Below are 24,271 nucleotides of genomic sequence, written 5' to 3'. Positions count from 1 at the left end.
GAGGGCGATGACAGCCATCGTACGCATCGACGACGAAATGATCGGCGTCGACGAATTCGTGAGGGTCCTGAAGCTGACCGGGCAGTTCGAGGGCCTGGTGGAACAGCTGGTGCGCGACAAGCTGACCGTCCACGCGGCCCGCCGCCAGGGCGTGAAGCTGGCGCCGGAAGACGTGCAGGAGCGCGCCGACCAGTTCCGTCGCGTGCATGGCCTGCACCGGGCGGCGGACATGAACCACTACCTCGACGCGCTGAACATCACGCTCGATGAATTCGAGAGCTTCATCACCGACAGCCTCTACCAGGAAAAGATGATGGAGCAGGTTGGTACGGACCAGGCCGTGGAGACGTACTTCCAGCTCAATTCGCCGAAGTTCGACAGCATCGAGGTCAGCCACATCGTGGTGGACACCGAAGGCAAGGCGAAGGAACTGGTGTCGTACCTGCAGGACGATCCCGACGCCTTTGCCGAGATGGCGCGCGAGCATTCGATTGCGGATACCCGCGAGCAGGGCGGCGACATCGGCAAGGTGCTGCGCGGATCGCTCAAGGGTGACATCGAGGCCAAGGTGTTCAATGCCGAGGCCGGCGACCTGCTGGGGCCGTTTCCAGCGCCGGACAAGTCGTTCTTCGAGGTCTTCCTGGTGCGCGCCAAGCATCCGGCCCGGCTTGACCCGGACGTGACCGTGGAGATCCGCCGCCTGCTTCGGGAGGAATGGCTGATGGCAAGGGCGCAGGAACATGTCATCGAAGCCCGCTAGCGAGGTGGCGGCGCCGGCCGCTTCCGCAGCGCCAGCCGGGCAGTCGCTGGCTGACTTCCTGGCCACGGTGGAGATCCTGTCGCCGCTGTCGCGCGACGAGATCGAGCGGATGGCGGCCAGCGCCCGCACGCTGCATTTCGGCTTTGGCGACACGGTCTGCAACGCGGGCGAACCGGCGGACGGCATCGTTATCGTGCGCAGCGGCTCCGTGCGCGTGTTCAACGAAGAACACGGCAAGGAAATCAGCATGGGGGTGCGCAAGACCGGCGAGGTGTTTGCCGATATTGCGCTGCTGCGCGAGTACCGGCATGAGTCGTCGGTGCGGTCGTCGGGCAAGACCGAGCTGATCACGATACCGCGCACCGTCTCCGAGCCGACGGTGGGCGGCAACCCGGCGGCGCTGGCCTTCATCACGAGCTACGTGGCCATCAGTTCGGCAGGCGGCTTCGTGGCGCGGCTGTTCGACCTGCGCGGCAAGCTGGACAAGCTGGAGCTGGAAGACGCGGTACGCAGCGTGGGCGTCAAGCGGGTGGCGGCGGGCAAGGAAATCCTGCAGCAGGACGGCCGGGAGGATCGCCGCCTCTATGTGGTGCGCCAGGGCACGGTGCGCATCGTTCGCGAGGAGGATGGCGATACGTTCCAGCTGGCCACGCTGGGGCAGGGCGAGATATTCGGCGAGCGCGCCTGCGTGATGCGCCAGGAGCAGATCGCGTCGGCCATTGCCGAGACCGACACGCGGCTGCTGGTGATCCCCGAGAAGACGGTGCAACTGATCCTGGAGCGCAATGCGCGCCTGCGCGAGGTGCTGGAAGAGCGCATCCGCACCGTGGATCGGGAACTGCATCGGCAGAAGCGGCTGGCGGAACGCCGCAAGCGGCCGGTGCTGCTGGACCTGCAGTCGAAACCCGCGCTGGGCGAACGGCTGATCCGCCGCTTTGCGCTGGTGGAGCAGGCCGAGGAGATGGACTGCGGCGCCGCCTGTCTGGCGATGATCTGCCGGCACTACGGCATCCCGATGACGCTGGGCAAGCTGCGCGAACTGGCCAATGTGACCACCGCCGGTGCCACGCTCGACAGCCTGGCGCGGGCGGGCGAATCGCTGGGCTTAACCACGCGCGGCGTGCAATGCACGCGCGATGCGCTGACGGGTTTCGAACTGCCGTTCATCATCCACTGGGAGGGCTATCACTACGTGGTGGTCTATGGGGTGTCGGCGCAGTACGTGTGGGTGGCGGACCCGGCCATCGGCTTCCGCAAGATGAGCACCGAGGAGTTCGAGCGCGGGTGGAGCGGCACCTGCCTGCTGTTCTCGCCCGGTACGCAGATGAACGAACTGGCGGTGTCGCGCTCGCCGTGGCTGCGGTTCATCAGCTACCTGTCGCCGTACAAGCGCATCCTGGCGCATCTGTTCCTGGCCACGTTCGTGATCCAGATGCTGGGCGTGGTGCCGCCGCTGATCATCCAGAACATTCTCGACGGCGTGGTGGTACACCAGAACGTCGGGCTGCTGCACCTGCTGATCCTGGGGCTGGTGATCTCGAATGTCTTTACGCAGCTGATGGTGACCATCCGCGCGTACCTGGCGAACTTCATGGTCCGCAACATGGATTTCGCGATGATGTCGCACTTCTTCAAGCACACGCTGTCGCTGCCGCTGTCGTTCTTCGCCAAGCGCAAGACCGGCGACATCTTCGCGCGCTTCCAGGAGAACCAGACCATCCGCGCGTTCCTGACCGAATCCACGGTCACCACGGCGCTGAACCTGCTGATGGTGTTTATCTACTTCAGCATCATGTTCCTCTACAACGTGAAGCTGACGCTGCTGCTGATTGCGTTCGTGATCCCGATTGCCGCGCTGACCGTGGTGGTCACGCCAAAAGTGAAGGGCTACGCCCGCGAGGTGTTCGCGGCATCCACGGACGCCAAGGCCTACCTGATGGAAACGCTCGGCGGCGCGGAGACCGTGAAGGGCATGGGGATCGAGCGCCCGGTGCGGCTGCGCTGGGAGCGCAAATACGCCAAGGCGCTGGAAAAGCAGTATCAGGCGCAGTCGTTCCATATCCTGGTGGGGCTGGCCAGCCAGGTGCTGAACGCGGCCACCACCATCACGATCCTGTGGGTGGGCGCCACGCTGGTGCTGCAGCGGGAACTGACGATCGGGCAGCTGATCGCGTTCAATGCCTTCATGGGCAGCGTGCTGGCACCACTGATGGGGCTGGTGGCGCTGTGGGGCCAGCTCAACGACGCCGGCGTGGCGATGGAGCGGCTGGGCGACGTGCTGGACCTGGATCCGGAGCAGAAGCCGCAGGACGTGATGTCGCGCGTGTCGTTGCCGGACCTGCAGGGCGAGATCCAGTTCGATGGCGTGTACTTCCGCTACGGCGGCGAGGACACGGCCTACGTGCTGGAGAACATCAGCTTCCACATGCGGCCCGGCGAGATGGTAGCCATCGTCGGCCGCAGCGGGTCGGGCAAGACGACGCTGGCCAAGCTGCTGGTGGGCTTCTACAAGCCGACCGACGGCACGATGAAGGTGGACGGCTACGACATGAACGTGATCGACACCGAGTTCTTCCGTGCCCAGGTGGGCTATGTGATGCAGACCAACCTGCTGTTCTCGGGCACGGTGGCCGAGAACATTGCCTGCGGCGACGACAGCCCCGAGCGGCGTCGGATCGAGGAAGTGGCCAAGATGGCCGATGCACACGCCTTCATCTCCAAGCTGCCGCTGGGCTACGAGCAGGTGGTGGGCGAGCGCGGTATCGGGCTGTCGGGCGGGCAGATCCAGCGGCTGTGCATTGCGCGCGCGCTGTATCACGACCCCCGGCTGCTGGTGTTCGACGAGGCCACGTCGGCGCTGGACACGCAGTCGGAGAGCAACATCCTGGCCAACATGCAGGAGATCCTGAAGGGCCGCACGGCCGTGATCATCGCGCACCGGCTCAGCACCATCATGCAGGCGGACAAGATCCTGGTGCTGTATGAAGGCGGCATCGTGGAGCAGGGGCGGCACGAGGAACTGCTGGAGCGGCGCGGCATGTACTACCAGTTGGTCCAGAAGCAGTTGAGTGCGGCATGAAGCTATACAACCCCACCCCCGTCACCTCCGCGGTATCGTTCGCGGGCCTGATCGAACGGATCGAGATCCTGCGCTCCACGCTGCGCTGGTCGTCGCGGCTGGAGCGGCCCGACATCGAGAAGCTGCTCAAGCAGGCCACCACGCTGCGCGACGAGGTCATGGGGCTGTCGCACAAGGAACGCTTCGTGGCGGCGGCGTCGGCCACAGGCGAGGCGGAGGTCGAGGAAGCGGTGGTCGAGCCGGTGGAGATGTCGGCACGCGAACGGCGCCAGGCGCTGATGGAGCGCAGCTTTGTCTTCGAGGGCACGTTCGGCGACAACCCCAAGCTGCTGGAATCGCTGGAAATTGCCGAGAAGGCCGCGCCCACCGACCTGCCCGTGCTGATCGACGGCGAAAGCGGCACCGGCAAGGAGCTGATGGCCAAGGTGATTCACGCCAATGGCCTGCGCAACGACAAGCCCTTTATCTCGGTCAACTGCGGCGCGATTCCGGACAGCCTGCTCGAATCCGAACTGTTCGGCCACAAGAAGGGCGCGTTCACCGGCGCCGCCAACGACCGGCGCGGCAAGTTCGAGAGCGCGCATACAGGGACGATCTTCCTGGACGAAATCGGCGAGTTGCCGCTGACCGGGCAGGTCAAGCTGCTGCGCGTGCTGGAAGCACACGAGATCCAGCGGGTGGGCTCGGACGAGCCGATTGCCGTCGATACGCGTATCGTCGCGGCCACCAACAAGGACCTGCGCAGGATGAGCCAGGAGGGTACGTTCCGCGAAGACCTGTTCTACCGGCTCAGCGTGATTCACGTGACGCTGCCCGCACTGCGCGAACGCCGCGACGAGATCCCGCTGCTGGTGGCCTACTTTGGCGACGAGGCGGCCGGGCAGCTCAAGCGGCGGCCGCTGAAGCTGACGCCCCGGCTGCGCGACTTCCTGCTGCACTACGAGTACCCGGGCAATATCCGCGAACTGCGCAACCTGATGTACCGGCTGTCATGCCTGGCCGGCGACACGGCCGACTTCATCCACCTGCCCCAGGACATCCGGCCCAAGCCGGCGGGCCTGCAGGCCGTGGCCGCAGCAGGTGGCAAGGCAACGGTGACCGACCTGAGCACGGCCACGTCGCTCAGCGAGGCCAAGCGCGCCGCCAGCGACGAAGCCGAGCGGGCCTTCCTGGAACGCGGGCTGCAGGAAGTAGGGGGCACCGTAGCCGAACTGGCGCGCCGCTTCGACATGAACCGGTCGCACATCCAGATGCTGCTGAAGAAGCACGGGATTCACTCAAAGGACTTCAGGAACAACCGGCAGGCGGATGGGAAGTAGGGGGCTGCCCGCTGCCCGGTAACTTCAAACCTCCGGATTCAGCAGCGTCATGTCCGATCCGCCGCCGATGTCTTCGGCCCGGATCACCACCACCGACACGTTGTCGCGGCCGCCGTTTTCCAGCGCCAGCTTCAGCAGCGCTTCGGCTGCCGTCGCAGGGCCGGTGCCTTCCGGAGCCAGCAGGGCGGCGATCTGGTCGTCCTCGACCTCGTTGCTGAGCCCGTCGCTGCAGAGCAGGAACACGTCGCCATCGCCGATCTCCAGCGTCAGCCGTTCCAGGTCCAGCGTGGATGCCGCGCCCACGGCGCGCGTGATGGTGTTGTGGGCGGGATGGTGCTTGGCCTCGTCGGCCGTGATCAACCCGCGCGCCTTGAGCCGTTCCACCTGGCTGTGGTCGCGCGACAGCTGCTTCAGGTGCCCATCGCGGAACAGGTACAGCCGGCTGTCGCCGGCCCACAGGCAACAGCAGCGGCGCTCGCAGGCCAGCAGCATGACCACCGTGCTGCCAATCACGCGCACCTTCATCCGCAGCGCTTCTTCGATCAGCAACTGGTTGACGGTCTGCATGGCCTGGCGCGCACTCTCGGCGGCGCCTTCCAGGCTGTCGGGCTCGGGCAGTGCCGATAGCGCCTGGACGATGGCGCGGCTGGCGAAGTCGCCCACGGCGTGGCCGCCCATGCCATCGGCCACCGCCCAGATGCCACGGTCGGGCATGGCCAGGCAGGCGTCTTCATTGCGTGTCCGCACCCGACCGACGTCTGTACAGGCGGCGGAGGTCCAGCGGAATTGCGATACGCAGGTCACGGCATGCTCCAGCGCGTGCCGATTCCGGCTCGCGCGTATGGCGCCCCCGGGGCGCCGGGTATTTGGAAGTCACCGCGAAAGCCCTGCCGGCTGCTGCAGGGCTCAGACCAGCCGTCCCTTGTTGCGGGCGTCCATGCTGGCGTCGACCGTGATGTTTGAATTCGGCGCCGTGTTCTGGACGTTCACGTTCTGGAACTGGTTGTTCATCTGATCAGCATAGAAGCTGTAGTTGATCTCGTAAAAGTTCACGACCGGTAACGCGCTGGGGCGCGACGCCACATAGGGCTGGATCCAGCCGAAGACCCACGGGGCGCCGCCACCCCGGACGGCCGACATGGCGCGGAAATCCAGTGCGCGTTGGGTGTTCAGGTCGCGGATGGTGAGCGTAGCCATGATGGTCTCCTGGGCTGGCATCGAAAGGTCTGTGCCGGTTAGGAGCAAGCGGTGTGCCACACGCCAAGTGTGGCGCATGCAGCCTACCCGTCGCCCATGGCGGAGGTCTTGTGTCATATCAAGCACATAGCCCGTTGGGTGGGACCCAACAGCCGGGCTCGATGTGGTGGGTCGGCGCCGGCAGGCATGCGTGGGCTGCGCGCCAGGCCTGATCGGGCGGTTGCAGTGGGGTTGTGGCCGGGTTGAGCCGGGTGGCTGGCGGTGGTACGCCAACACAATCCGGTCAGTTCTGTTGGATTCGTCCCGACGAATCGGCCGCGTCCAAATCCCCGGATTTCCCGCAAACCGTTGTGCTGCCGTCGCTCTGGCCGTCTGGCACGCTTGATGCGGTTGGGTAGGCAACAACGCAGCCCTGGCTGCCAGCCACCGACACCGAACCGAGACCTGCCATGACCGCCCAAGACCAACAACAAGTCAGCTGCCTGGATGATGCTTACCTGCCCGGCGCGCATCTGGTGACGGAACGCAATGGCTACGCCCACCACGGCATCTACGCCGGCCAGGGCCGTGTCATCCACTACGCCGGCTTCTGCCACGCGCTGCACGCCGGCCCCGTGGAAGAAACCACGCTCGAACAGTTTGCCGATGGCCACGGCGTGACGGCCAAGTCCGAACCTTGCGCCCGCTACCTGGGTATCGAAGCCGTGTCCCGCGCCCGCAGCCGCATGGGCGAAGACCGCTACCACCTGCTGACCAACAACTGCGAACACTTCTGCACATGGTGCCTGCTGGGCCAGGCGCGCAGCGAACAGGTGGAAACCTGCCTGCGCAATCCGGGCACTGCCATGGTCACCGTGCTGCATATGGCGCTGGCCCTGCTGTCGGGCATCCACCTCGCCAGCCTGCACGCCGCCTGATCCGCCGAGATACGCCGATAGATACGCCGATAGATACGCCGATAGATCCATCGATACACATCACCATCAGGAGGGAGGCCCGCCATGTCCGGACTGATCGATTGGGAAAGCTGCAACGCCCGCAGCGGCCGCGCCTGCCACCGCGCTTGCGGCCAAGGCCGTGGCGCCACCCGGCCACGGCGGGAAATGCGTCGCGAACGGGATCGGCGCGATCCGCCGGTGGCGGAGTTTGCTATACTCCGCCCCGTCTTCCGGTCCGCCCGCCCCAGCGCGGCGCAGGCACCGTGCAGACGGTCCGCTCGCCGTAGTTCAATGGATAGAACGAGCGCCTCCTAAGCGCTAGATACAGGTTCGATTCCTGTCGGCGGGACCATCATCAAGTCCGCAGTGGTTTTCCGAGGATTTCCCAGAGCGACGCTGTGCTCGTCCAGTCGACGGCTTGCCATGCTCCGTCTCGCAAGCGACACACCCCTCTTTGCGCTCAAAGCTGCGTGCCCATATTCTTGGTATTCTCGTTACGTACGCGCTGGATTGCCAAATGCATGCAGAGAAAACTGACGAGCCGGGCGAAGATTTCGTGCCGCTTCGTCTGCGGAGAGGCAAGTTCAGAACGCCCCAGGAAAAGAAGCGTCTGAGCTACGGCAAAGACCATAGAGCGAGCTATGGGGAGCGGGGTTGTTGTATCCCCAAGCGGAAGCGTTCCTTTGCGCGTATCGTGCGCAGGTCGCAGAACCAGCCTCTCAGCACACTGAAGACTGAGCCATCCGACGAGCTTCTGAACACTGCGGAATTTCGCGTTCGTGTAGCCAGGCGCACGAAGAAGAGTTGGGGCAAGGTTGCTGATATCCCACTCGGACAACATGTGGCAAAGCGCCAGCGATATCGCGAGGAGATGGAAGCCGCTGGCGGGAGACGGGCCGCGAAGAGGAAGGCCTTGACCTGACTGTCCCTGCCCCCTGTAGGAAAGTCGCCCACCCCGGGTCGTTCCACCCGCCTACATTCGTCCTTTGAACCAGTACATAAGCTGGAAATAACCGAAGGACGAATCAGGAGCGCCTCATGAAAAGCATTCTTGTACTGGCTGCCGCTTCCGTAGTGTTGCTCGGCGGTTGCGTGGTGGCGCCCGATCATGATGGGCATCGGGACGGTTATTACGGCGGAGATGGGCACATGGATCAACAACGCGCCCATTGGGACCACGACCGTGACGATCACCGGGACTATGATCGGGACCATTGGCAGGGCGGGCCACGCTACTAGGTAGCACGCACTGGCACCGGCAACGGAGCATGTTGCGCCGTCCAGGCAATCCTCCAAGACAGGCCACGATGTGGCCTGTTTCATTTCGCCGCCGCCATGTGCGCGAAGCGGCCGATTTCTGCAGGGCAAATTCAACAACCCGCTATCATGTAGCCCGCACGCCGCAACCGCGGCGCTGCTGTCCTGCTCAAATCTGCCGATCGATGCCTCTTTTCCGGATGCCTCTGCGCTGGCTTCCAGCGCTAGCCATGATTGCCGCCGCCCACGTGGCGGCCGTGCAGCCTGCGTCCGATCCGGCGTTGAACGACACGTCCGGATGTACGGCGCTGATCGATATCGTCGAGGAGAGCCTGCGCGGCGAGATCGACGTGATATGTCCGAAGGACGGCAAGGACACCTGCGAGGCCAAGAACGGCCAGATCCGGGCGCTGCTGGATATCGTCGAAGAGCGCCGCAAGCGCAAGGCGGACGAGTGCGAGACGCTGGTCCAGGTCAACCGCCTGCTGCGCACGCTGCCGCCCAAGACCTGAGCGGGCGCCGAGGCGCCCGGGTGCGCATTGGCGCGCCTAGTGGCCCATCTTCGAGAACAGCTGGATGACCGCCACCCCGGCGATGATCAGGGCGATGCCGACCACGGCCGCCAGGTCGGGCACCTGACGGTACAAAACCACGGCGATCATCGTCACCAGCACGATGCCCGCGCCCGACCAGATCGCGTAGGCCACTCCCACCGGCACGGTCTTCATCACCTGCATCAGCAGCCAGAACGCGGCCACGTAGCCGGTCACCACCAGCACGCTCGGCCAAAGGCGCGTGAAATTCTCGGCGGCCTTGAGGCTGCTGGTGGCAATCACTTCGGCGACGATGGCCAGGGCAAGAAGCAGATATCCGTTCATGGCAGGGGCGGAATGCAAAGAGACAGCATTTAAAATCGGTAAAAAGAGATCATTAAGGCGCTTGGTCGCATCATTATGCAAGATGCACTCAATTGGGGACTGCAAAACGCTGCCGAAAATGGCGAAAATCCAGTCTGCATGCGGGTTTCGGGCGGTTGGGTTACCCTCCCTCGCGGTGGTTGTGCCAAATCCAATACCGGTCTTGAATGCAACGTGTACGCCATAGCTGCCCGAGGACGAAAATCGAGGCGGCCAACAATAAAAGTCGCGGCGACAGATAAACCAGTGGCCTGACCATGCCGGCACTTAAAACGATGCGCCGGTGGCTGGACGCGGGTAGACGGGATTAATGGGGAGCTGTATGAAGACCGATCTGGGTGCGGCCACGGCATGGCCTGCCATCACGCGGCCGGCAGACGTCGAGGGAACGTCCGACCAGCGTACCGAAACCGGCGAGGGCGTCTGGCAGAACACGATTGCCGCCGCCGATCACGCGCTGGAGGAAGCATCCCGCATCCAGCGGGGCGTCCAGCATACCCTGAAGCTGCAGCAGGAAGTGCGTGCCTTGCGCGAGGAATTGCGCCGCGCGCACACCGAGATCGACCGCTACCGTGGCATGCATGCGCGCGTGGTGGTCAGCATGCGCCAGCTCGAGGAAGATCACACCACCGACATGACGCGGCTGCAGGCCGACAACGAGATGCTGCTGGTTCGGCATCGCGTCTACAAGCTGCTGGCCGAGCACTATGGCACGGCCGCGCTGCGCTTCGAGGCCGCCGTGTTTGCCGAGCATCGCGACCGCGTGCTCGAACATGTGCTGTTCCAGCGGCGCAAGGGTGTGCCCGTGACCGAGATCAGTGCGGCCGAGGTGGCGTTCCTGCTGCTCTGAATCGGGCCCCCGGCCACGCCAGGATCAGGCGGACTTCGGCTCGCGCGGCTTGAGCACCAGCAGCGCGACCATGCCGCCGACCACGCCCCAGAAGGCGGAGCCTACGCCCGCCAGCGTCATGCCTGATGCCGTGATCATGAACGTCAGCAGCGCCGACTCGCGCTCGGCCGGCGTCTGCATGGCCACGGTCAGCCCATTGGCGATCGATCCCAGCAAGGCGAAGGCCGCCACGGCCACCACCAGCGCCTTCGGGAACGCGGCGAACAGCGCCGCGATGCTGGCCGCCATCACGCCCATCACCAGATAGCCGACGCCGCACACTACGGCCGCCATGTAGCGGCGGCGCGGGTCCGCATCGGCTTGCGGGCCGGTGCAGATGGCCGCCGTGATGGCCGCCAGGTTGATGCCGTGGGAGCCGAACGGCGCCAGGATGGCCGACGCGATGCCCGTCACCGCGATCAACGGGCTGGCCGGTACGCGGTAGCCGTCGGCACGCAGCACGGCCAGGCCCGGAATGTTCTGCGACGCCAGGGCCACGATGAACAGCGGCACGGCGATGCTGACGAACGCCGCCAGCGAGAACGCCGGCGTGGTCCACACTGGCAGCGCCACCGCGAAATGAAACTGCTCGAAATGCAACTGGCCCATCGCGCCGGCCAGCACCACGCCCACGGCCAGCACGCCCGGCACCGCATAGCGCGGCCACCAGCGCCGCCCGACCAGATAGGCGGCAAACATCGCCAGCAACAGCACCATCTGGTACTGGGCCTGCACGAAGACATCCACGCTGATGCGGAACAGGATGCCGGCCAGTAATGCCGATGCGATGCTGGCGGGCAGCGCCTTCATGAGCTTGTCGAACCAGCCGGTCAGGCCCGCCGCCGTCATCAGCAGCGCGGCCATCAGGAAGGCGCCGATCGCTTCGGGATAGGGCACGCCGGGCAGGCTGGCAATCAGCAGCGCCGCGCCGGGCGTGGACCAGGCCACCACGATCGGCACGCGCATGGCCAGCGACAGCCCCAGCGTGGTCACCCCCATCCCGATCGACAACGCCCAGATCCACGACGAAATCTGCGGATCGGTCAGGTGCGCCGCCTGCCCGGCCTGGATCATCAGCACCAGCGAACTGGTGTAGCCGGTCAGCATGGCGATCAGCCCGGCCACCAGCGTGGAAACGGAAAGGTCGGACAGCTTCGGGGCGTTGGCGGGGGTCATCGAAGGGGCAGGCGAAGTACGGAACGGGCCGGTATCTTCGCACGGGAGGCGGGGCGATGGATGGTTTCTACCCTTTCCCGCAAGGCGGGAAAGGGGCAAGGGGCGGGAAAGGGGCGGGGAGAGCGGGGGCGACGTATCGGCTTCGAGATGGCCGGCAAGCAGAAGCGCAACGTCCGCTCCCCCTCTCTCCTCTCACGTCACGACAGAGGGGGGGCGGGGGGCTGCGGGCAGGCGGCTCAGTCGGCCACCTTGTCGCTCGGGAACTTGAACGAGTCGCGCAGCAGGTAGCTCATCGGAATGTCCAGCGTGATGCCGTTCGGCGGAATCGGCTGCAGGAACCACTTGCGGTAGAGCTTCTGGGTTTCCTGGTCGTAAATCGATGCGACCATGGCCTTGTCCACGATCTTCTTGAACTCGACGTCGTGCTTCGACAGCATGACCGCGTACGGCTCGATCGTCAGCAGGTCGCCGGTCACGGCCAGCGAAGCCGGGTTCTTCGCGTTGGCGCGCAGGCCGAACAGCAGCACGTCGTCCATCACGAAGGCGTCGGCCTTGCCCGATTCGACCATGGCAAAGGCCTCGGCATGGTCCTTGGCCTCCACCACCTTCCAGCCCATGGCGCCCGCTTCGTCCATCTTGCGGATCATTTCCAGCGGCGTGGTCTTGGTGGTGGACACCACGGTCTTGCCGCGCAGGTCGCCCCACTTGCGGATGCCCGAGTCGGCTTTCACCAGCATGCGGCTGCCGGCGATGTAGTGCGGAATGGTGAATGCCACTTGGTCGCGGCGCTCGCGGTTGTTGGTGGTAGACCCGCATTCCAGGTCGGCCTTGCCATCGACGATGGCCGGGATGCGCGACGCCGGCGTCACCGGCACCCATTCCACGCGCAATTGCGGCAGCTTGAGCTGCGTGCGCACGGCATCGGCTACCTTCAGGCACAGGTCCACGGCGTAGCCCATCGGCTTGCCGTCCACCACGAACGAGAAGGGCACCGAACTCTCGCGGTGGGCAATGCGGATGACCCCGGTCTGCTGGATGCGCAGCACCACGGAATTTGGCATGGCCGCCTGGGCCGCCGGTGCGGCAGGCAGGCAAAGCAGCGCGGCTAGTGAAAGTACGACATGCGCCATGCCTCGTAGCGAGGCACGGCGCGGCAGGCCCGAATTGGTCATGAATGACACCCGTCGAAAGAAATTTTCTAGGAACAACCCTGGTGGCGTGTTGCGCCACCGCTGGCCGGATGGGGTCCGGCTCTATGACTGCTGCTACTGGGTACTGCTGTCGTTGTGCTTTTTATGCTTTTCAGGAATTTCGGAGAAATCCGATGCTTCCGATTGTTCCACGGGCGGCCATCCCGGCACAACAGCGGCGGCTAGTGCGCATGCTCAACGTTCCTGGCACGCAACGCTCCGGGAGGGGGCAGGTTGACGAGGATTTTCCCTTACGGATTTGTCCGACTTCTGATGTACCGCGCCGCTGGCTATGCTTCAGTCGTGCCTTGCGAGCAGGGCACCGAGGAGAGACTCTTGGGGCCCGTTCAGGCGAACGGGCCTTTTCTTTTTGTCCGCCGGCTTTTGCCCGCTGGCGCGGCGCCCGGCATGGGGGGCAACGGCGGGACGCCCGCGTCGTCTACAATTCGGGCCTGCCTGCGCGCCCAACCCCGGGGTCGTGCGCCGCCTATCCTTCCTCGCAATCATGGCCCTGTTTTCCATTTCCGATGCCCAGCTGGCCTTTGGCCACGTGGCGCTGCTCGACCACACCGATTTCTCGCTCGAAGCCGGCGAACGCGTTGGCCTGATCGGCCGCAACGGCACCGGCAAGTCGTCGCTGCTGCGGATCGTGGCGGGCACGTCCGCACCCGACGACGGCCTGATCTCGCGCCAGAGCGGCGTGACGTCGGCGTGTGTTGCGCAAGAGCCACAATTTGAGCCCGGCCTGACCGTATTCGATGCGGTCAGCCAGGGCATGGGCGCCGCGCACGACCTGCTGCTGCGCTACGAAGCGGCGCTGGCCAAGCTGGAATCCCATCACGACGAGGCCACGCTGGCCGAACTGCACCGCGTGCAGGCCGAACTCGACGCCGCCGATGCCTGGCAACTGCGTACCCGCGTGGAAACCACGCTGGCCCGGCTGGGCCTGGACCCCCATGTACGCGTGGATGCGCTGTCCGGCGGCCTGCAGAAGCGCGTGGCGCTGGCGCAGGGCCTGGTGGCGGAGCCCGATATCCTGCTGCTGGACGAACCCACCAACCATCTGGACGTGGAAGCCATCCGCTGGCTCGAAGACCTGCTGCTGGGCTTCCGGGGCAGCGTGCTGCTGGTGACCCACGACCGCGCGTTCCTGGATCGCGTGGCCACGCGCATCGTCGAACTCGATCGGGGCCAGCTGCTGTCGTTCCCGGGCAATTTTGCCGCCTATCAGGCGCGCAAGGCCGAACTGCTGGCCAACGAGGCCGTGGAGCAGGCCAAGTTCGACAAGCTGCTGGCGCAGGAAGAAGTGTGGATTCGCAAGGGCGTGGAAGCGCGCCGCACGCGCAGCGTGGCGCGGGTGCAGCGGCTGGTGGACATGCGCGTCGAACGCGCCCAGCGCCGCGAGGTGCAGGGCAACGTCAAGCTCGAAGTGTCGCAGGCCGACCGCTCGGGCAAGATCGTGGCGGAACTGGTCGACGTGTCGAAGTCGTACGGCAACAAGCCGGTGGTGAGCGATTTCTCGGCCACCATCATGCGCGGCGACAAGGTGGGCCTGATCGGCCCGAACGGCGCCGGCAAGACCACGCTGCTGCGGCTGATCCTGGGCGACCTGGCGCCAGACGCCGGCACGGTGCGCAATGGCAGCAACCTGCAGGTGGCGTACTTCGACCAGATGCGTTCGGCGCTGGACCTGGAGAAGTCGCTGGCCGACACCATCAGCCCCGGCAGCGACTGGGTGGAAGTCAACGGCCAGCGCAAGCACGTGATGAGCTACCTGGGCGACTTCCTGTTCGCGCCGGAGCGCGCGCGGTCGCCGGTCAAGTCGCTGTCCGGCGGCGAGCGCAATCGCCTGCTGCTGGCGCGTCTGTTCGCCCGGCCGGCCAACGCACTGGTGCTGGACGAACCGACCAACGACCTCGACATCGACACGCTGGAACTGCTGGAAGAACTGCTGCAGGACTACAGCGGCACGGTGTTCCTAGTGTCGCACGACCGGGCGTTCCTGGACAACGTGGTGACATCGACGATTGCCGCCGAAGGCGATGGCCAGTGGCGTGAATCGGTGGGCGGCTATTCCGACTGGGAGCAGCAGTCGGCACGCGCCCAGGCGCTGCAGGCCGCCAAGGCCGAGCCCAAGGCGGCCGAAGCGTCCAAGGCCAGCACGCGCGAGGCGCGCGGCGCCAACCGCACGGTCAAGCTGTCGTACAAGGAACAGCGCGAACTGGACGGATTGCCGGAGCGGATGTCGAGCCTGGAAGCCGAGCAGAAGACTCTCGGCGCCCAGTTGGCCGACGGTTCGCTCTACGCCACCGACCCGGCGCGCGCGGCCGAACTGGCCACCCGCCACGACGAGATCGAGATGGAACTGCTGGAGGCGCTGGAGCGCTGGGAAGTGCTGGAGAAGAAGACCAAGGGCGAGGCGGTGTAACGACACCCTGGTGTGCGCCCCTCTCTCGCCATGCGGGAAAGGGGCTGGAGGAGAGGGCCCGGCCGTTCCAGTCGCGACAGGTCGGCCAGCAGAACCGCTTTGCCTTCCCTCTAATCCCTCTCCCGCGCGCGGGAGAGGGGAACAAGTCTGCAGCAGGCCAGCGTCAACCGCACCACGCCAGCACCATATTGGTCAGGTCGACCATGAACGCCGGGCGCAGGTAGGCCAGGAACCCCAGCGTCAGCACCGCCGCCAGGGCCAGGTAGCCGACACCGCGCGCCCAGCTCATCTCAGAGTGCCACCGGTTGCGGGCGCACCAGCGCCTGCTCCCGGATCGGCAGGTTGACCAGCGCGGCCAGTACGCCCAGCCCCATCGCCAGCAGCCACACCGTGTTGTAGCTGCCGGTGCGGTCGAACAGGTAGCCGCCCAGCCAGGCGCCCAGGAAGCTGCCGATCTGGTGCGAGAAAAACACCACGCCCGACAGCATCGACAGGTACTTCACGCCGAACACCTGGGCGATGATGCCGTTGGTCAGCGGCACCGTGGACAGCCACAGAAAGCCCATCAGCGCGGCAAAGACCCAGGTGCTCCAGACCGTCAGCGGCAGCAGCAGGTAGCCGGCGATCACGACCGAACGCGCGATATAGATCGACGACAGCAGGTAGCGCTTGGGCATGCGCTGCCCCATCGCGCCGGCCGTGTAGGTGCCGAATACGTTGAACAGGCCGATCAGCGCCAGCGCCACCGTGGCGATCTTCACGTCGACCAGGCCCCGGTCCTTCAGATACGGCGCCAGGTGCACGCCGATGAACACCACCTGGAACCCGCACACGAAATAACCCAGCGTCAGCAACTGGAAGTTGCGGTTGCCAAAGGCCTCGCGCGTGGCTTCGCCAATGGTCTGCTGGTGGCCACCGGTGCTGGCGGCCATCTTGGGCTCGCGCAGCGTCAGGGCCAGCGGCAGCATGAAGCACGCCAGGAAGGCCAGGATGAACAGCGCGTTCTGCCAGCCCGTGGTGGAAATCAGCGTCTGCTCCACCGGAATCATCAGGAACTGGCCGAACGACCCGGCCGCGGCGGCAATGCCCATGGCCCAGACGCGCTTCTCGGCGCTGGCCACGCGGCCAATCACGCCGTAGACCACGCTATAGGTGGTGCCGGACTGGGCGATGCCGATCAGCACGCCGGCGCCGGTGGCGAACGCCGTGCCGCTGGTGGCCATCGCCATCACGATCAGGCCGGCCACATACAGCGCCACGCCGACGATCATGATGCGCATGGCGCCGAACTTGTCGGCCAGCGCGCCGGTAATCGGCTGGCTGGCGCCCCACATCAGGTTCTGGAGCGCCAGCGCAAACGCGAAGGTCTCGCGGTTCCAGCCGTGCGTCTGCGTGATGGGCAGGTTGAACAGGCCAAAGCCATGCCGGATGCCCATGGAAAGGGTGACGAGCAGGCCGCCGCACACAAGCACGGTGGTCAGGGATAGTTTGCGATCGGTCATGTCGGGCTCGGTATTGTCTCTATTGTTTTGTCTTTTTTTCTGGTGAGGCGCGGCCGGCGCGCTGCCGGTGATCGGGTGACGCTGGGGGGCGCCCTGATGGTCGGCGCCTAGTTTAAGCCGGGCACCGGATTTGTGCCGAACTACGAATTTCTGGGGCTTTTCAAAAAGGATGGCTGCCACGGCCTTCCATTACAATGCAGCGCATCCCGGCCGCCGACGGCCGGCAAGACCAATATCCGTATCGACTCCATGGCGAGCAAAACCAGTCAGTACAGCGAATCTTCCATCCGGGTCCTGAAGGGCCTGGAACCGGTCAAGCAACGCCCCGGCATGTACACCCGTACCGACAACCCCCTGCATATCGTGCAGGAGGTGATCGACAACGCGTCAGACGAGGCGCTGGGCGGCCATGGCACAGAGATCCTGCTCACGCTCCACAAGGACGGCAGCATCAGCGTGGAAGACGACGGCCGCGGCATTCCGGTGGGCATTCACCCGGAAGAAGGCGTGCCCGTGGTGGAGATCGTCTTCACGCGCCTGCACGCGGGCGGCAAGTTCGACAAGGGCAAGGGCGGCGCCTACGCGTTCTCGGGCGGCCTGCACGGCGTGGGCGTGTCCGTCACCAACGCCCTGGCCACGCGCCTGGACGTCACCGTCTGGCGCGACGGCTCGCAGTCCACGCTGACCTTCGAGCACGGCGGCGAAGTCACGAAGGCGCTGGCATCGCGCAAGATCGAGCGCGGCGAGAAGAAGAACGGCACGCGCGTACAGGTGTGGCCGGACGCGAAATATTTCGATTCGGCCGCCATTCCGATGGCCGAACTGCAGCGCCTGCTGCGCTCCAAGGCCGTGCTGCTGCCCGGCGTGAAGGTCACGCTGGTGCTGGAAAAGACCGGCGAGCAGACCGTCTGGCAATACGAGCAGGGCCTGAAGGGCTATCTGGTGGAAGCGCTGGCCCAGGGCAGCGGCGCCGAGCTGGTGATCCCGATGTTCGAGGGCGAGCACTTTGCCGATCCGGACAAGAATGCCGGCGAGGAAGGGTTTGCCGAAGGCGAGGGCGCGTCGTGGGTGGTGGCCTGGACCGACGAAGGCGCGCCTGTGCGCGAGTCGTACGTGAACCTGATTCCCACGCCGGCCGGTGGCACGCATGAGTCCGGCCTGCGCGAAGGGCTGTTCCTGGCCGTGAAGAGCTTCATCGAGATGCACTCGCTGCAGCCCAAGGGCGTCAAGCTGATGAGCGAGGACGTGTTCGCGCGGGCGTCGTTCGTGCTGTCGGCCAAGGTGCTGGACCCGCAGTTCCAGGGCCAGATCAAGGAACGCCTGAACAGCCGCGACGCCGTGCGCCTGGTGTCCACGTTCAGCCGCCCGGCGCTGGAGCTTTGGCTGAATCACCATGTCGACTACGGCAAGAAGCTGGCCGAACTGGTGATCCGCCAGGCCCAGGCCCGCACGCGCGCCGCGCAGAAGGTGGAAAAGAAGAAGGGCTCCGGCGTGGCCGTGCTGCCCGGCAAGCTGACCGACTGCGAATCGACCGACGTCACGCGCAACGAGATCTTCCTGGTGGAGGGCGATTCGGCGGGCGGTTCGGCCAAGATGGGCCGCGACAAGGAATTCCAGGCCATCCTGCCGCTGCGCGGCAAGGTACTGAACACCTGGGAAACCGAGCGCGACCGCCTGTTCGCCAACAACGAGGTGCATGACATCGCCGTGGCCATCGGGGTGGACCCTCACGGCCCGGAAGACGAGCCCGACCTGTCGAACCTGCGCTACGGCAAGATCTGCATCCTGTCCGACGCGGACGTGGACGGCGCGCACATCCAGGTGCTGCTGCTGACGCTGTTCTTCCGCCACTTCCCGAAGCTGATCGACCTGGGCCATGTCTGCGTGGCGCGCCCGCCGCTGTTCCGCGTCGATGCGCCGGCGCGCGGCAAGCGGCCCGCACAGAAGCTCTACGCGCTGGACGAAGGCGAACTCGAGGCCATCCAGGACAAGCTGCTCAAGGATGGCGTCAAGGACGGCGCCTGGCAGATCTCGCGCTTCAAGGGCCTGGGCGAGATGAACGCCGAGCAGCTCTGGGAAACGACGATGAACCCGGACACTCGCCGCCTGCTGCCGGTGGCGCTGGGCGAATTCGACCTGCTGCAGACCGTCACCATGATGAACATGCTGATGGGCAAGGGCGAGGCGTCGCAGCGCCGAACCTGGCTTGAAGAAAAGGGTAACGAGGTGGTGGCCGACATCTGACGGCACCAAATCTGGAGGAACGACGATGCACGAACGAGCAGGCCAACAGCGGATCAGGCGGATCCAGGCACAGGCGAAGCGCCTGGCCTGCACGCTGGCCGTGCTCGGCGCGTTCGGCATCGCCGCGCCGGCCCATGCGGCGCTTTGGGGCTATATCGACGGCGAGGGCGTGGCCCACTTCGCCGATACGAAGCTCGACGACCGCTACAAGCTGTTCATGAAGGACGGCGGCCAGTTCGATTCGGGCGACCTCGGGCACCGGGGCGTCATCACGCTGACGGACAAGACCAGCCCGTCGCGCGACAAGCTGTTCCGATACCTGCTCAACCACCCGAACCTGCGCACGGTCGACCCGATCATCGCGCAGGTGGCCGACGCCCAGAACGTGGACCCGGCCCTGGTCAAGGCGGTGATGGCCGTGGAAAGCGGCTTCAACCCGGCGGCCGTGTCGCCCAAGGGCGCCATCGGGCTGATGCAGGTCATTCCGGACACCGGCACGCGCTTCGGCATTGCCGCCGACAATCGCCGGACAGTGGAGCAGAAGCTGGCCGACCCGAAGCTGAACATCTCGGCCGGCGTGCGCTACCTGCGCTTTCTGATGGAGTTGTTTCCGAACAACCTGGAACTGGTGCTGGCCGCGTACAACGCCGGCGAAGGCGCGGTGCAACGCTACAACAACCAGATTCCGCCTTACCCCGAGACCCGCCAGTACGTGAGCACCGTGCTTGAGTTCTACCGCCTGTACCAGCCGGCGGCGGGCGGCGTGATCCGCACCGGCGTGGCGGCTGACCGCGTGCGGATGGTGATCGGCGGCCGCCGGCCGATGCCCTGATGCCGCCTGTCCGGATTTCGGGCGCTATTTCCGGCGGCATCGTCACCCACTTCCTTTAGAATCCCACGCTGACCGCAAACAAGCGGATGTCCGGCGCGCCCGCGCCCGGCAGCCGAACCCTTGCCAACCATGGATCAAGCAGATACTACGTTTCAGCCCGAAGAGCCGGCCGATTCGCTGACGCTCGCGCGGTACGCCGAGCGCGCCTACCTGGACTACGCCGTGAGCGTGGTCAAGGGGCGCGCCCTGCCCGAAGTGGCGGACGGCCAGAAGCCCGTGCAGCGCCGCATTCTCTATGCAATGCAGGCGATGGGGCTGCGCGCCGACGCCAAGCCCGTGAAGTCGGCCCGCGTGGTCGGCGAGGTACTGGGTAAATTCCACCCCCACGGGGACCAGTCCGCGTACGACGCGCTGGTGCGCCTGGCGCAGGATTTTTCGCTGCGCTATCCGCTGATCGACGGCCAGGGCAACTTTGGCTCGCGCGACGGCGACGGCGCGGCGGCCATGCGTTACACCGAAGCCCGCCTGACGCCGATCTCGCGTCTGCTGCTCGACGAGATCGACTTGGGCACGGTGGACTTCCTGCCCAACTACGACGGCTCGGAAGAAGAGCCCAAGCTGCTGCCGGCGCGCCTGCCGTTCGTGCTGCTGAACGGCGCATCGGGCATTGCCGTGGGCATGGCCACCGAAATCCCGCCGCACAACCTGCGCGAGGTGGCAGGCGCGGCCGTGGCGATGATCCGCAACCCGAACATCTCGCTGGCCGAACTGCTGGCAATCATGCCGGGCCCCGACTATCCGGGCGGCGGCCAGATCATCTCGCCGGCGTCGGAAATCACCCAGATCTACGAGAACGGCCGCGGCAGCCTGAAGGTGCGTGCACGCTGGACCATCGAGGAGATGGCGCGCGGCCAGTGGCAGATGGTGGTGACCGAACTGCCGCCGAACACGTCGGCGCAGAAGGTGCTCGAGGAAATCGAGGAAATCACCAACCCGAAGATCCGTACCGGCAAGAAGGCGCTGACGCCCGAGCAGACCCAGCTCAAGACCACGATGCTGTCCGTGCTGGACGCCGTACGCGACGAATCGGGCAAGGACGCCCCGGTGCGCCTGGTGTTCGAGCCCAAGAGCAAGAACACCGAACAGCAGGACTTCATCCAGACGCTGCTGGCGCATACCAGCCTGGAATCGGGTGCGCCGATCAACCTGGTGATGATCGGCACCGACGGGCGTCCGCGCCAGAAGGGACTGCAGGAAATCCTGCGCGAGTGGATCGAGTTCCGCTTCGCCACGGTCACGCGCCGCACGCGCTTCCAGCTGAACAAGGTGGAAGAACGCATCCATATCCTGGAAGGGCGGATGCTGGTGCTGCTGAACATCGACGAGGTGATCCGCATCATCCGCGAGAGCGACGATCCCAAGCCCGCGCTGATCGAGGCGTTCCGCCTGAGCGACCGGCAGGCCGAGGACATCCTGGAAATCCGCCTGCGCCAGCTGGCGCGCCTGGAAGCGATCAAGATCGAACAGGAACTGGCGAAACTGCGAGACGAGCAGGCCGAGCTGGACGTGCTGCTGAAGTCCGAGACCATGATGCGTCGCAAGATCATCAAGGAGATCGAGCAGGACGCCAAGCAGTACAGCCCGGAAGACAAGGACCCGCGCCGCACGCTGATCCAGGAGGCCAGCCGCGCCGCCGCCGAGGTGAAGGTGATCGACGAGCCGGTGACGGTGATCATGTCGGGCAAGGGCTGGGTGCGCACGCGCCAGGGCCATGGCCACGATTCGTCGCAGTTCACGTTCAAGGCCGGCGACAGCCTGTACGCCACGTTCGAGTGCCGTACCGTCGATACCATGCTGGCGTTCGGCAGCAATGGCCGGGTCTACTCGGTGGCCGTTTCCGGCCTGCCGGGCGGGCGCGGCGATGGCGTGCCGGTGACCACGCTGATCGACCTGGCTGCGGGTTCGCAGATCGCCCATACGTTCGCGGGCGGTGCGGACCAGCGTATGCTGATTGCCACGGCCGGCGGCAATGGCTTTGTCACGAAGGTCGGTGACATGATCAGCCGCCAGAAGGGTGGCAAGGCGTTCATCACGCTGGATGACGGCGACACCTTCCTGCAGCCGGCGCCGGTGGGCGACGACGCCACGCATGTGGCGTGCTTCTCGGCCAATGGCCGCCTGCTGCTGGTGGGGCTCGACGAGGTCAAGGTGCTGTCGGCCGGCGGCCGCGGCGTGATCCTGATGGAACTGGAGCCCAAGGAAGCCCTGGAACAGGCCGTGCCGGTGGGCGCGCCTGGCCTGCTGATCTCGGGTACCGGCGTGCGTGGCGGCAAGCTGCCGCCGCAGAAGCTGGCCGGCAAGACGCTGCTGCCGTACGTGGGCAAGCGCGCCCGCAAGGGCAAGGCCATCGAGCCGCGCCTGAAGGAAGTGAAGCTGGAACCGGTGAAGGGTTCGGAGTAAGCGGGCGCGCAAGGAACACCCACGGGGTTCCTTGCCGCTCCGGTTATGAACCCCTGCGGGTTTGCTCCCCTCTCCCGCATGGCGGGAGAGGGGAGCCGGTCACCCGTCATCCAGGCGCCATCGCCAACCGCGACCCCCTCTTGCCGTTTCGTGATGCCTCGCCGCTGCCCGGCGGCGAGTATCTGCCGTACCATGTCGGCACCCTGCCCATTCCGCATGGCAGGCGATCCTCATCACGATCATGTCCGCCACGCCCCTGCTCGCCGAGCCCGAGCTCGCCCCGCCGCCTACCGCCCGTACCCTGTTTTTCGAGTTTGCCCGCATGGGCCTGTCCGGCTTCGGCGGCGTGCTGCCGTTCGTGCGGCGCTCGGTCGTTGAGCGCAATCGCTGGCTCAACGATCGTGATTTCGTTGAAATACTCAGTCTGGGGCAGGTGCTGCCGGGGCCGAACGTCATCAATCTGGCGTTGATGCTGGGCCTGCGTTTCGCCGGCCTGCGCGGGGCCGTGGCGGCGTTCAGCGGGCTGGTGTTCGTGCCGATGGTGGTGGTGCTGTGCGCGATGGGGCTGTACCTGCGCTACCAGGACGTGCCACAGGTGCGGCAGATGTTGTCGGGCATGACGGCCGTGGCGGCGGGGCTGGTGCTGTCGACGGGCGTGAAGCTGGCCCAGAGCCAGCCGCGTTCGGTGCGTGCGCTGGTCATCGGCGTGGCGGCGTTCCTGGCCATCGGCTGGCTGCGCTGGCCGCTGTTGCCGGTTATGGCCGTGCTGGTGCCCGTGGCGCTGGTGCTGGAATACCGCGCCATGCGCAAGGGGGTATGATGGCGTCGCCCGAGATCCTGCGTGACCTGCTGGGCCACTTCGGCATGCTGTCGCTGCTGGCCGTTGGCGGTGGCGGCACGGTAATCCCCGACATGCACCGGTATCTGGTGGAAGCCAACCACTGGATGACCGACGAGCAGTTCGCCGCGCTCTACGCCATCTCGCAGGCGTCGCCGGGGCCGAACATCCTGTTCGTGGCGCTGTTCGGCTGGCAGGTCGCCGGCCCGGCCGGCGCGTTCGCGTCGATGCTCGGCATCTGTGGGCCATCCAGCGTGATCGCGCTGGGCTTCGAGTATTTCGCCGGGCGTTCGCCACACGCGGTCTGGCCGGTGTTGATCAAGCGCGGCCTATCGGCGCTGACCATCGGCCTGCTGATGTCGACGGGATGGGTGCTCGCCACCAGCGTCGACCATAGCTGGACGGCCGCGGCGGTGACGCTGCTGACGGTGGGATTGATGCTGAAGACGAAGATCCACCCGCTGCTGCTGGTGGCCCTCGGTGCGGGGGCGGGGTTGCTGGGGCTGGTGTAAAACGGATGGCGCTTGTGATGCGCGCCCCTTCCCGCTGGGCGGGAGAGGGGCGCAATCCAGCGCAACGTCCTATTTCAGCGGCAGCACCAGGATGCTCAGTGCCGCTGGCCGGGCGCGCATGTCGGCAAGCCAGCGCTCCAGGTTCGGCCGGGGCGCGTGCGGCACCGGCGTGCCCATCCAGCGGTGCGCGGCGCAGGCCAGCGAGATGTCGGCCATCGTGAAGCGGTCGCCGCCGATGAACTCGCGGTCGGCCAGCGCGTTGTCCAGCATCTTCGCCAGCGGCTCGGTGCGCTCGCACGACTTGTCGATCACGGCCTGGTCGCGCTGGTCTTCGGGCATGCGGACCATCTGCAGGAAGGCCTGCACCATGGCCGGGCTGAAGGTGGTGGTCTGCCAGTCCATCCAGCGGTCGGCCGATGCACGCGCCTTGACGTCCGATGGCCACAGCGTGTCTTCGCCATAGCGCGCGCACAGGTAGCGCACAATCGCATTCGACTCCCACAGCACGAACGGTTCGCCGGCCACGTCGGTGTCGCGAAAATCCTCGATGACCGGGATCAGCCGGTTCGGATTCAGGCGCACATAGGCTTCGGCGTCCAGCTCGCCCTTGTGGTTGCCAATGTCGATGCGCTCGTGGTCCAGGTGCAGCTCGCGCGCGCACCAGACCACCTTCTGCACGTTGATCGACGACAGGCGGCCCCAGATGCGCAGCATGGTTTGCGGCTCTTCCAGA

21 protein-coding genes and 1 tRNA gene are annotated in these 24,271 nt (G+C 65.9%); 14 read left to right on the top strand and 8 right to left on the bottom strand.

The window, feature by feature from the left end; genetic code table 11:
* Nucleotides 1-7: 7 nt before the first annotated feature.
* Genes CYJ10_RS32535 through CYJ10_RS32525 form a run of 3 tightly spaced genes read left to right on the top strand, consistent with a single transcriptional unit; the run spans nt 8 to nt 5,158 of the window.
* On the top strand, nt 8-760 hold the full coding sequence (locus CYJ10_RS32535) for a peptidylprolyl isomerase (protein ID WP_101685556.1): 753 nt from the start codon (nt 8-10) through the stop codon (nt 758-760).
* Nucleotides 741-3,839 carry a peptidase domain-containing ABC transporter gene (locus CYJ10_RS32530; protein ID WP_101685555.1) on the top strand — a complete coding sequence of 1,033 codons (3,099 nt, stop codon included), beginning with the start codon at nt 741-743 and terminating at the stop codon, nt 3,837-3,839. Before CYJ10_RS32535 ends, CYJ10_RS32530 begins: the two co-directional genes overlap by 20 nt.
* The gene (locus CYJ10_RS32525) at nt 3,836-5,158 is read left to right on the top strand and encodes a sigma-54 interaction domain-containing protein (protein ID WP_101685554.1); all 1,323 of its coding nucleotides are present in this window, start codon (nt 3,836-3,838) and stop codon (nt 5,156-5,158) included. The genes CYJ10_RS32530 and CYJ10_RS32525 overlap by 4 nt, the downstream gene beginning before the upstream one ends.
* A gap of 24 nt (nt 5,159-5,182) precedes the next feature.
* Here the strand turns inward: CYJ10_RS32525 and CYJ10_RS32520 are convergent, their stop codons facing one another.
* Nucleotides 5,183-5,962 carry a PP2C family protein-serine/threonine phosphatase gene (locus CYJ10_RS32520; RefSeq protein ID WP_101685553.1) on the bottom strand — a complete coding sequence of 260 codons (780 nt, stop codon included), beginning with the start codon at nt 5,960-5,962 and terminating at the stop codon, nt 5,183-5,185.
* A gap of 102 nt (nt 5,963-6,064) precedes the next feature.
* Nucleotides 6,065-6,355: a hypothetical protein gene (locus CYJ10_RS32515; RefSeq protein WP_101685552.1), complete on the bottom strand. Its 291-nt coding sequence runs from the start codon at nt 6,353-6,355 to the stop codon at nt 6,065-6,067.
* A gap of 449 nt (nt 6,356-6,804) precedes the next feature.
* On the opposite strand from CYJ10_RS32515, the gene CYJ10_RS32510 reads away from it, so the two are divergent.
* The 4 genes from CYJ10_RS32510 (at nt 6,805) to CYJ10_RS32490 (ending at nt 9,062) form a co-directional block, all read left to right on the top strand.
* Complete coding sequence (locus tag CYJ10_RS32510) at nt 6,805-7,272, top strand: lecithin retinol acyltransferase family protein (protein ID WP_101685551.1); 468 nt, start codon at nt 6,805-6,807, stop codon at nt 7,270-7,272.
* Nucleotides 7,273-7,570: 298 nt separating this feature from the next.
* Nucleotides 7,571-7,645 (top strand) — tRNA-Arg (locus CYJ10_RS32505).
* A gap of 686 nt (nt 7,646-8,331) precedes the next feature.
* Nucleotides 8,332-8,532 (top strand): hypothetical protein, encoded by a 201-nt coding sequence (locus tag CYJ10_RS32495; RefSeq protein ID WP_101685549.1) that lies wholly within the window; start codon nt 8,332-8,334, stop codon nt 8,530-8,532.
* Nucleotides 8,533-8,780: 248 nt separating this feature from the next.
* Entirely contained in the window at nt 8,781-9,062 is a 282-nt protein-coding gene (locus tag CYJ10_RS32490; RefSeq protein ID WP_257993637.1) for a hypothetical protein, read from the top strand.
* A 36-nt stretch (nt 9,063-9,098) separates the two neighbouring features.
* On the opposite strand, the gene CYJ10_RS32485 is transcribed toward CYJ10_RS32490, so the two are convergent.
* Nucleotides 9,099-9,428, bottom strand: coding sequence for a DMT family transporter (locus CYJ10_RS32485; protein WP_101685548.1), 330 nt, complete (start codon nt 9,426-9,428; stop codon nt 9,099-9,101).
* A gap of 361 nt (nt 9,429-9,789) precedes the next feature.
* Between CYJ10_RS32485 and CYJ10_RS32480 the strand changes: the two genes are divergently transcribed.
* Entirely contained in the window at nt 9,790-10,317 is a 528-nt protein-coding gene (locus tag CYJ10_RS32480; protein ID WP_101685547.1) for a hypothetical protein, read from the top strand.
* Nucleotides 10,318-10,341: 24 nt separating this feature from the next.
* Here the strand turns inward: CYJ10_RS32480 and CYJ10_RS32475 are convergent, their stop codons facing one another.
* Together CYJ10_RS32475 and CYJ10_RS32470 are read right to left on the bottom strand one after the other, a co-directional pair.
* Nucleotides 10,342-11,532: a benzoate/H(+) symporter BenE family transporter gene (locus CYJ10_RS32475; RefSeq protein ID WP_101685546.1), complete on the bottom strand. Its 1,191-nt coding sequence runs from the start codon at nt 11,530-11,532 to the stop codon at nt 10,342-10,344.
* Between the two features lie 236 nt (nt 11,533-11,768).
* Nucleotides 11,769-12,704 carry an amino acid ABC transporter substrate-binding protein gene (locus CYJ10_RS32470; protein ID WP_101685545.1) on the bottom strand — a complete coding sequence of 312 codons (936 nt, stop codon included), beginning with the start codon at nt 12,702-12,704 and terminating at the stop codon, nt 11,769-11,771.
* A 523-nt stretch (nt 12,705-13,227) separates the two neighbouring features.
* On the opposite strand from CYJ10_RS32470, the gene abc-f reads away from it, so the two are divergent.
* Complete coding sequence (gene abc-f, locus CYJ10_RS32465; protein ID WP_101685544.1) at nt 13,228-15,150, top strand: ribosomal protection-like ABC-F family protein; 1,923 nt, start codon at nt 13,228-13,230, stop codon at nt 15,148-15,150.
* 163 nt (nt 15,151-15,313) lie between these two features.
* Here the strand turns inward: abc-f and CYJ10_RS35050 are convergent, their stop codons facing one another.
* Nucleotides 15,314-15,439 carry a hypothetical protein gene (locus CYJ10_RS35050; RefSeq protein WP_257993636.1) on the bottom strand — a complete coding sequence of 42 codons (126 nt, stop codon included), beginning with the start codon at nt 15,437-15,439 and terminating at the stop codon, nt 15,314-15,316.
* Between the two features lies 1 nt (nt 15,440).
* Nucleotides 15,441-16,652 (bottom strand): MFS transporter, encoded by a 1,212-nt coding sequence (locus CYJ10_RS32460; RefSeq protein WP_101685543.1) that lies wholly within the window; start codon nt 16,650-16,652, stop codon nt 15,441-15,443.
* A 249-nt stretch (nt 16,653-16,901) separates the two neighbouring features.
* On the opposite strand from CYJ10_RS32460, the gene CYJ10_RS32455 reads away from it, so the two are divergent.
* From CYJ10_RS32455 to CYJ10_RS32435, 5 genes are all read left to right on the top strand, one after another.
* Nucleotides 16,902-18,896 (top strand): DNA topoisomerase IV subunit B, encoded by a 1,995-nt coding sequence (locus CYJ10_RS32455; protein ID WP_101685542.1) that lies wholly within the window; start codon nt 16,902-16,904, stop codon nt 18,894-18,896.
* Nucleotides 18,897-18,921: 25 nt separating this feature from the next.
* Nucleotides 18,922-19,728 (top strand): lytic transglycosylase domain-containing protein, encoded by an 807-nt coding sequence (locus tag CYJ10_RS32450; protein WP_101685541.1) that lies wholly within the window; start codon nt 18,922-18,924, stop codon nt 19,726-19,728.
* Nucleotides 19,729-19,857: 129 nt separating this feature from the next.
* Nucleotides 19,858-22,188 carry a DNA topoisomerase IV subunit A gene (gene parC, locus CYJ10_RS32445; RefSeq protein ID WP_101685540.1) on the top strand — a complete coding sequence of 777 codons (2,331 nt, stop codon included), beginning with the start codon at nt 19,858-19,860 and terminating at the stop codon, nt 22,186-22,188.
* A gap of 241 nt (nt 22,189-22,429) precedes the next feature.
* The gene (locus CYJ10_RS32440) at nt 22,430-23,008 is read left to right on the top strand and encodes a chromate transporter (protein WP_101685539.1); all 579 of its coding nucleotides are present in this window, start codon (nt 22,430-22,432) and stop codon (nt 23,006-23,008) included.
* Nucleotides 23,008-23,538, top strand: a complete 531-nt coding sequence (locus CYJ10_RS32435) for a chromate transporter (protein WP_101685563.1) — start codon at nt 23,008-23,010, stop codon at nt 23,536-23,538. Before CYJ10_RS32440 ends, CYJ10_RS32435 begins: the two co-directional genes overlap by 1 nt.
* 69 nt (nt 23,539-23,607) lie before the next feature.
* On the opposite strand, the gene CYJ10_RS32430 is transcribed toward CYJ10_RS32435, so the two are convergent.
* The gene (locus CYJ10_RS32430; RefSeq protein WP_101685562.1) at nt 23,608-24,252 is read right to left on the bottom strand and encodes a glutathione S-transferase family protein; all 645 of its coding nucleotides are present in this window, start codon (nt 24,250-24,252) and stop codon (nt 23,608-23,610) included.
* Nucleotides 24,253-24,271 lie beyond the last annotated feature (19 nt).

It is taken from the genome of Cupriavidus pauculus, from assembly GCF_002858765.1.
In the GTDB taxonomy this organism is placed as follows: Bacteria; Pseudomonadota; Gammaproteobacteria; order Burkholderiales; family Burkholderiaceae; genus Cupriavidus; species Cupriavidus pauculus_B.
Note: the sequence above shows the minus strand (reverse complement) of the source record. Positions and strands in the feature narration are given on the sequence as shown.

What these genes read in the sequence shown, in the direction of transcription:
- CYJ10_RS32535 (WP_101685556.1), top strand. Translation starts at nt 8, where the DNA reads ATGACAGCCATCGTACGCATCGACGACGAAATGATCGGCGTCGACGAA.
- CYJ10_RS32530 (WP_101685555.1), top strand. Translation starts at nt 741, where the DNA reads ATGTCATCGAAGCCCGCTAGCGAGGTGGCGGCGCCGGCCGCTTCCGCA.
- CYJ10_RS32525 (WP_101685554.1), top strand. Translation starts at nt 3,836, where the DNA reads ATGAAGCTATACAACCCCACCCCCGTCACCTCCGCGGTATCGTTCGCG.
- CYJ10_RS32515 (WP_101685552.1), bottom strand. Translation starts at nt 6,355, where the DNA reads ATGGCTACGCTCACCATCCGCGACCTGAACACCCAACGCGCACTGGAT.
- CYJ10_RS32510 (WP_101685551.1), top strand. Translation starts at nt 6,805, where the DNA reads ATGACCGCCCAAGACCAACAACAAGTCAGCTGCCTGGATGATGCTTAC.
- CYJ10_RS32495 (WP_101685549.1), top strand. Translation starts at nt 8,332, where the DNA reads ATGAAAAGCATTCTTGTACTGGCTGCCGCTTCCGTAGTGTTGCTCGGC.
- CYJ10_RS32490 (WP_257993637.1), top strand. Translation starts at nt 8,781, where the DNA reads ATGATTGCCGCCGCCCACGTGGCGGCCGTGCAGCCTGCGTCCGATCCG.
- CYJ10_RS32485 (WP_101685548.1), bottom strand. Translation starts at nt 9,428, where the DNA reads ATGAACGGATATCTGCTTCTTGCCCTGGCCATCGTCGCCGAAGTGATT.
- CYJ10_RS32480 (WP_101685547.1), top strand. Translation starts at nt 9,790, where the DNA reads ATGAAGACCGATCTGGGTGCGGCCACGGCATGGCCTGCCATCACGCGG.
- CYJ10_RS32475 (WP_101685546.1), bottom strand. Translation starts at nt 11,532, where the DNA reads ATGACCCCCGCCAACGCCCCGAAGCTGTCCGACCTTTCCGTTTCCACG.
- CYJ10_RS32470 (WP_101685545.1), bottom strand. Translation starts at nt 12,704, where the DNA reads ATGACCAATTCGGGCCTGCCGCGCCGTGCCTCGCTACGAGGCATGGCG.
- abc-f (WP_101685544.1), top strand. Translation starts at nt 13,228, where the DNA reads ATGGCCCTGTTTTCCATTTCCGATGCCCAGCTGGCCTTTGGCCACGTG.
- CYJ10_RS35050 (WP_257993636.1), bottom strand. Translation starts at nt 15,439, where the DNA reads ATGAGCTGGGCGCGCGGTGTCGGCTACCTGGCCCTGGCGGCGGTGCTG.
- CYJ10_RS32460 (WP_101685543.1), bottom strand. Translation starts at nt 16,652, where the DNA reads ATGACCGATCGCAAACTATCCCTGACCACCGTGCTTGTGTGCGGCGGC.
- CYJ10_RS32455 (WP_101685542.1), top strand. Translation starts at nt 16,902, where the DNA reads ATGGCGAGCAAAACCAGTCAGTACAGCGAATCTTCCATCCGGGTCCTG.
- CYJ10_RS32450 (WP_101685541.1), top strand. Translation starts at nt 18,922, where the DNA reads ATGCACGAACGAGCAGGCCAACAGCGGATCAGGCGGATCCAGGCACAG.
- parC (WP_101685540.1), top strand. Translation starts at nt 19,858, where the DNA reads ATGGATCAAGCAGATACTACGTTTCAGCCCGAAGAGCCGGCCGATTCG.
- CYJ10_RS32440 (WP_101685539.1), top strand. Translation starts at nt 22,430, where the DNA reads ATGTCCGCCACGCCCCTGCTCGCCGAGCCCGAGCTCGCCCCGCCGCCT.
- CYJ10_RS32435 (WP_101685563.1), top strand. Translation starts at nt 23,008, where the DNA reads ATGGCGTCGCCCGAGATCCTGCGTGACCTGCTGGGCCACTTCGGCATG.
- CYJ10_RS32430 (WP_101685562.1), bottom strand. Translation starts at nt 24,252, where the DNA reads ATGCTGCGCATCTGGGGCCGCCTGTCGTCGATCAACGTGCAGAAGGTG.